The following is a 6,200-nucleotide window of genomic DNA, read 5'->3' as shown; positions in this document are numbered from 1 at the left end:
GGGCCGACTTCGGCTCGATCGCCCAGGGGCCGGCGGCGCCCGGGCCGGGCGCCGGCCAGGGCGGGAATGCCGGGACCCCCTCGAACAGTGCTCGCGTGGAGACCGTCGTCAACCGCGCCCTCTCCCAGCTCGGGATGCCGTACGCGTGGGGAGGCGGCGATGCCAACGGGCCCACCCGTGGCATCCGCGACGGCGGGGTCGCCGACTGGCACGGTGACTACAACAAGATCGGCTTCGACTGTTCGGGGTTGATGATCTACGCGTTCGCCGGGATCGGCAAGGCGCTCCCGCACTACACCGGCTACCAGTACACCGCCGGGCCGCAGTTCCCGGTGGCCACGCGACAGCGGGGCGACATGCTGTTCTGGCCCGGCCACGTGGCCCTGTACCTCGGCGACGGCCGCATGGTCGAGGCACCCCAGTCCGGTGACGTCGTGAAGATCTCGCCGGTGCGGATGGCCGGGATCTCGCCGATGGTGGTCCGGTTGGTCTGACCGCGGCACCGGTACTGTCGTCCCCAACCCGTTCGGACGGCCCCGGCAGGGCGCCCGGAACACCCGACCACGCGAAGGAGCCCTCCGCGGTGAGCGATCCCCATCCCGAACAGTCGAGCCGTCCCGGCGAGCCCCCCGTGAGCGCGTCGACGGCCGCGGAGGACGCACGTCTCCTCGAGCGAGCGGTCTACGAGGTCAAGAAGGTCGTGGTGGGCCAGGACCGACTGATCGAGATGATCCTCGTCGGCCTCCTCTCGCGGGGTCACATCCTGCTCGAGGGCGTCCCGGGCGTGGCCAAGACCCTCACCGTGGAGACCTTCGCCACCGTCGTGGGCGGGAGTTTCCGGCGGCTCCAGTTCACCCCGGACCTCGTCCCCGCAGACATCGTCGGCACCCGCATCTACCGGCAGGGCCGCGAGCAGTTCGATGTCGAGCTCGGCCCCATCCTGGCGAACTTCGTGCTCGCGGACGAGATCAACCGTGCACCCGCCAAGGTCCAGTCCGCGCTGCTCGAGGTCATGGCCGAGGGGCACGTCTCGATCGGCGGGCAGACCTTCCCCATGCCCAGCCCATTCCTCGTCATGGCCACGCAGAACCCCATCGAGAGCGAGGGTGTCTACCAGCTGCCGGAGGCACAACGGGACCGCTTCCTGTTCAAGCTCGTCATGGACTACCCCACCCCGGAGGAAGAACGCGAGATCGTCTACCGGATGGGCTCGACCCCGCCGGAACCCACGCGGGTCCTCGGCGTCGACGCCCTCATCCGGTTGCAGAAGGCCGTCCGCGAGGTGTTCGTCCATCACGCGTTGGTCGACTACGTCGTCCGCGTCACGGTGGCCACCCGCGAACCCGCACGGCACGGGCTGGAGGACGTGGCGCGGTGGCTCTCCTACGGCGCCTCTCCCCGTGCGACGCTCGGGGCCGTCACCGCAGCCCGTGCGCTCGCCCTGGTGCGGGGACGCGACTACGTGGTGCCGCAGGACGTGATCGACGTCCTGCCGGCCGTCCTCCGGCACCGTCTCGTGCTGACCTATGACGCGCTGGCCGACGAGGTCACCGCCGACACCGTGGTGCGACGCGTGCTCGAAGCCGTACCGCTCCCACAGATCAGCGCGGTTCCCGCCCAGGCCGGCCCGCCGCCGTCACGGTGACCGCCGCGGACGAGGGCAGACGCGACGACCCCGTCGACGCGTCGTCCCGTGCGGCCCTGGCCCAGCTGGAACTGCTCGTCACGCGCCGTCTCGACGGGGTACTCAACGGCGACCACCGCGGACTGCTGCCCGGGCCGGGCACCGAGCCCGGGGAGGCGCGGGCCTACGAACCCGGGGACGACGTCCGAACGATGGACTGGTCCGTCACCGCCAGGACCACCGTCCCGCACATCCGTCAGACCATCGCCGACCGCGAACTCGAGACGTGGCTGGTCGTCGACCTCTCGCCGAGCCTCGACGTGGAGGGCCGGTACGGGGCCAAGCGGCGACTGGTCGAGGCCGCCGTCGCCACCGTCGGCTTCCTCTCGGCGGGCGGTGGTAGCCGGGTCGGCATGGTCCTCACCGGGGACGGACGCCCACGCGTCCTGCGGGCGACCGGCGGACGGGACCACGTCCGACGCCTACTGGAGGAGGTGGCGCGGTCGACACCACGCGTCACGCCGGGGGGCTCGCTCGACGATTGCCTCCACGCCGTCCGGAACGCCGCTCGCCGGCACGGCCTGGTGGTGGTGATCTCCGACTTCCTGTCCGAGGTGGACTGGGAACGGTCGCTGCGCGTCCTGGGCACCCGCCACGAGTTCCTCGCCGTCCACGTGGCGGACCCACTCGACATCGCACTCCCGGCCGTGGGCGCCGCCCTGCTGCAGGATCCCGCCACCGGGGAGGTCCTCGAACTCGACGTCGACGACGCGCTCGCCGCCGACTACCGCCGAACCGCCGGTGAGCACCGCGACCGCGTCCACTCCGCGCTCCGGCGGTGCGGCGCACCCGTCCTCGCCCTGCGGACCGACCGTGACTGGATCCGTGACGTCATCGACTTCGTCGGTGTGCGCCGCCAGGGCGGCCTGCCGACCGGCGACAATCTCGTCCGCGACCTCCCCGACGACCGGCCCGGCACGCAGGAGGTGGCGACGCGATGAGCCTGTCCGAGTTCCAGCATCCGCTCTGGCTGATCCTGCTGGTCGTTCCACTGGCACTCGCCGTGGGATACGTCATCGCGCTGCGGTCCAAGAAGCGCCGGACCGTGCGGTTCGGCAACTTCGGGGTCCTCCGGACCGTCGATCGCCGAGGACGCCGCTGGTTCACGCACGTCCCGGCCGTGCTCCTGGTGCTGTCACTGCTCACCCTCGTGGTGGCCCTCGCCGGCCCACAGCGAGAACAGAAGGTTCCACGTAACCGGGCGACCGTCATGCTCGTCGTCGACGTGTCCCTGTCCATGGAGGCCACCGACGTCTCCCCGTCGCGACTCGAGGCCGCACAGCAGGCCGCCACGACCTTCGCGAACAACCTCACCCAGGGCGTCAACCTGGGCCTGGTCTCCTACGCGGGCACCGCCTCGATGCTCGTCGCCCCCACCACGGACCGGGGACCGGTGGTCCGCGCGGTCGAGCGACTCAGGCTCGACGAGCGCACCGCCACAGGGGAGGCCATCTACACCGCCACCCAGGCGATCACCACGTTCACCGAGAGCCTGGGCGGACCTGACCAGGCACCCCCGGCGAGGATCGTCCTGCTCTCCGACGGCAAGGAGACCGTCCCCGCCGACCCCACCGAGGAGCGGGGCGCGTTCACCGCCGCCGAACGGGCCTCGGAAGCCGGCATCCCCGTCTCCACCATCTCGTTCGGCACCCTGTACGGCACCGTCGACATCCAGGGCAGACCGCAGCCCGTGCCCGTCGACGACGCGTCCCTGCGACAGATCGCCGACATCTCCGGGGGCGACTTCTTCACCGCCTCCAGTCTCGAGGAGCTCGACTCCGTGTACCGCACCCTCGAGGAACAGATCGGCTACGAGTGGAAGAAGGCCGACGCCTCCCGGCCCTGGCTCGTCATCGGCACCCTGCTGGCCATGCTCGCGGCGGCCGGGTCACTGACCGCGCACCGGCGGATCCCGTGACACCGACCGGGACACGAGTGCGGACCAGCGCCGGACCGCCCGCCCCGGCTCGCTAGGGTGGGGGACATGGTTTCCGAGAGCACGCCCGGCACCACCCCCCGAACGGTCCTCGTGACCGGAGGTAACCGCGGGATCGGGCGGGCGGTGGCCGAGCGGCTCCATGCCGACGGCCACCGCGTCGCCGTCACCCACCGCGGGTCCGGGGCCCCCGAAGGGCTCTTCGGGGTGCAGTGCGATGTGACCGACCCCGACTCGGTCGACGCCGCCTTCACCGCCGTCGAGGCCGAGTACGGCCCGGTGGAGGTGGTGGTCTCCAACGCGGGGACCACCGATGACACCCTGCTCATGCGGATGAAGGACGAGCAGTTCACCAGCGTGGTGGACGCCAACCTCTCGGGCGCGTTCCGGGTGGCCAAGCGTGCCTCCCGCGGGATGTTGCGGGCCCGGTTCGGTCGCCTGATCTTCATCGGTTCGGTGGTCGGGCAGTCGGGCACCGCGGGGCAGGTGAACTACGCCTCGTCGAAGGCCGGGCTGGTCGGCATGGCGCGCTCGCTCACCCGCGAACTCGGGTCCCGCAGCATCACCGCGAACGTCGTGGCGCCGGGTTTCATCGACACCGACATGACCGCCGGGCTCGACGACAAGACGCAGGAGCAGGCGATCGCCGCGATCCCGCTCGGACGCAAGGGGTCGGCCGGAGACGTGGCCGGGATCGTGAGTTTTCTCGCCGGTGACGACGCCGGCTACATCTCCGGGGCCGTGATCCCGGTCGACGGCGGAATGGGAATGGGGCACTGACATGAGCCAGACCGACACGGGCGAGAAGGTGGAGACCAGCTCCGGGCTGCTCTCCGGTAAGACGATCCTCGTCACGGGCGTCATCACCGACGCCTCCATCGCCTTCCACATCGCCAAGCACTGCCAACTGCACGGTGCGCAGGTCATCCTCACGGCCTTCGGTCGCCCGTCGTTGGTCAGGGCCATCGCCAAGCGCCTGCCCGAACGTCCCCCGGTGATCGAGTTGGACGTCCAGAGTGAGGACGACCTGGCCGCGCTGGCCGACCGGGTGCGGGAGCACGCCGACTCGGTGGACGGCGTCGTGCACTCGATCGGATTCGCGCCGCCCAGTTGTCTCGGGGATCCCTTCCTCGACGCGCCCTGGAAAGACGTGGCCGTCGCGCTCGAGGTCTCCGCCTACTCCTACGCCTCGCTGGCCAAGGCGGTACGCCCCCTGCTGAACCGCGGTGCGTCGATCATCGGCCTGGACTTCGACCCGCGGTTCTCCATGCCGTTCTACAACTGGATGTCGGTCGCCAAGAACGCGCTCGAGGCGGTCAACCGGTACGTCGCCCGTGACCTGGGTCCCGAGGGGATCCGCTCGAACCTCATCGCGGCCGGGCCCGTCAAGACGCTCGCGGCGAAGGCGATCGCGGGGGAGGCCCTCGGACCCGGTGGCGAACTGGACCAGATGCAGGACGAGTGGGACCGGCGGGCCCCGCTGGGATGGGACGTCGACGACCCCACCGCGGTGGCCACGACGGCCGTCGCCCTGCTCTCGGACCTCATGACCGCCACGACCGGCACGGTGATCTACGCGGACGGCGGCGCGGGGACGGTCTCGTTCAGCGGACAGGAGAAGTGACATGACCGGAGCGACGGACGACACCGTGGGGCAGGTCGACGCCCTGCTCGTACTCTCGTTCGGCGGGCCCGAGGGACAGGAGGACGTGATCCCGTTCCTGGAGAACGTCACCCGGGGCCGGGGGATCCCGCAGGAGCGCCTCGAGGAGGTGGCCACCCACTACCGCCACCTGGGCGGCCGCAGCCCGATCAACGACCTCAACCGCGAGATCATCGCCAATGTCGAGGCCGAACTGGCCCGCCGCGGCCGCGACCTGCCCGTCTACTTCGGCAACCGCAACTGGACCCCGTACCTCGAGGACACCCTCATGCGGATGATGGACGACGGCGTCCGCACCGCGGCGGTGTTCGTCACCTCGGCATGGGGTGGATACTCCGGGTGCGGGCAGTACCACGAGGACATCGAGCGGGCACGGGGCGCGGTCGAGAACGCTCCCACGCTCGTGCGCCTGGGACAGTTCCACGACCACCCGAAGTTCGTCGAGCGCTTCGCCGCCGACCTGTCACGTGCCCTCGAGGACGCGCGGCAGCTGGCCCGCGACGCCGACTCCGACGGTGCCGGGGTCGGTACGGGGGGAGAACCCCGACTGGTGTTCACCGCACACTCCGTCCCGACCACCGCCGACGCCACCGCCGGCCCCAAGAGACTCGGCGGTCACCTCTACAGCCGTCAGGTCAACGATGCCGCGCGTCTCGTCGCCGCGGCGGCCGGGGTGGACGAGTACGACGTCGTGTGGCAGTCCCGGTCGGGGCCACCGAGCGTGCCGTGGCTCGAACCGGACGTCGTGGACCACGTCCGGGACCTCGCGACGCATCAGGGGATACGTGACGTCGTGGTGTGCCCGGTCGGCTTCATCTCCGACCACGTCGAGGTGATCTGGGACCTCGACACCGAACTCGTCGAGGACACCGACGACCTCGGGGTGCGCATCACCCGGTGCGCGACCCCGGGCCCGT

General features: G+C 70.9%; 7 protein-coding genes. All 7 read left to right on the top strand.

Translation table 11 applies throughout. The features are described from left to right. The coding region (locus G6023_RS00850; RefSeq protein ID WP_241727588.1) for an NlpC/P60 family protein at positions 1–494 on the top strand (494 nt) is incomplete at its 5' end. Between the two features lie 137 nt (positions 495–631). Continuing rightward, positions 632–1,645 (top strand): AAA family ATPase, encoded by a 1,014-nt coding sequence (locus G6023_RS00845; protein ID WP_132063362.1) that lies wholly within the window; start codon positions 632–634, stop codon positions 1,643–1,645. Next, the gene (locus G6023_RS00840) at positions 1,642–2,625 is read left to right on the top strand and encodes a DUF58 domain-containing protein (RefSeq protein WP_069390483.1); all 984 of its coding nucleotides are present in this window, start codon (positions 1,642–1,644) and stop codon (positions 2,623–2,625) included. Before G6023_RS00845 ends, G6023_RS00840 begins: the two co-directional genes overlap by 4 nt. Continuing rightward, on the top strand, positions 2,622–3,602 hold the full coding sequence (locus G6023_RS00835; RefSeq protein ID WP_067714366.1) for a VWA domain-containing protein: 981 nt from the start codon (positions 2,622–2,624) through the stop codon (positions 3,600–3,602). The genes G6023_RS00840 and G6023_RS00835 overlap by 4 nt, the downstream gene beginning before the upstream one ends. A gap of 66 nt (positions 3,603–3,668) precedes the next feature. Beyond that, positions 3,669–4,400 carry a 3-oxoacyl-ACP reductase FabG1 gene (gene fabG1, locus G6023_RS00830; RefSeq protein WP_067714369.1) on the top strand — a complete coding sequence of 244 codons (732 nt, stop codon included), beginning with the start codon at positions 3,669–3,671 and terminating at the stop codon, positions 4,398–4,400. A 1-nt stretch (position 4,401) separates the two neighbouring features. Beyond that, a complete protein-coding gene (gene inhA, locus G6023_RS00825) occupies positions 4,402–5,244 on the top strand; it encodes an NADH-dependent enoyl-ACP reductase InhA (protein ID WP_163375780.1) in 843 nt (280 codons plus the stop codon). Between the two features lies 1 nt (position 5,245). Next, the coding region (locus G6023_RS00820; protein WP_182633833.1) for a ferrochelatase at positions 5,246–6,200 on the top strand (955 nt) is incomplete at its 3' end.

The sequence above is a fragment of the Dietzia sp. DQ11-71 genome (assembly GCF_014144995.1).
Taxonomy (GTDB): domain Bacteria; phylum Actinomycetota; class Actinomycetes; order Mycobacteriales; family Mycobacteriaceae; genus Dietzia; species Dietzia kunjamensis.
The sequence above is the reverse complement of the archived record's forward strand: the minus strand, read 5'-3'. Positions and strand labels throughout refer to the sequence as shown.

Excerpts from the sequence above, each read along its gene's own strand:
- G6023_RS00835 (WP_067714366.1), top strand. The coding sequence starts at position 2,622 with ATGAGCCTGTCCGAGTTCCAGCATCCGCTCTGGCTGATCCTGCTGGTC.
- fabG1 (WP_067714369.1), top strand. The coding sequence starts at position 3,669 with ATGGTTTCCGAGAGCACGCCCGGCACCACCCCCCGAACGGTCCTCGTG.
- inhA (WP_163375780.1), top strand. The coding sequence starts at position 4,402 with ATGAGCCAGACCGACACGGGCGAGAAGGTGGAGACCAGCTCCGGGCTG.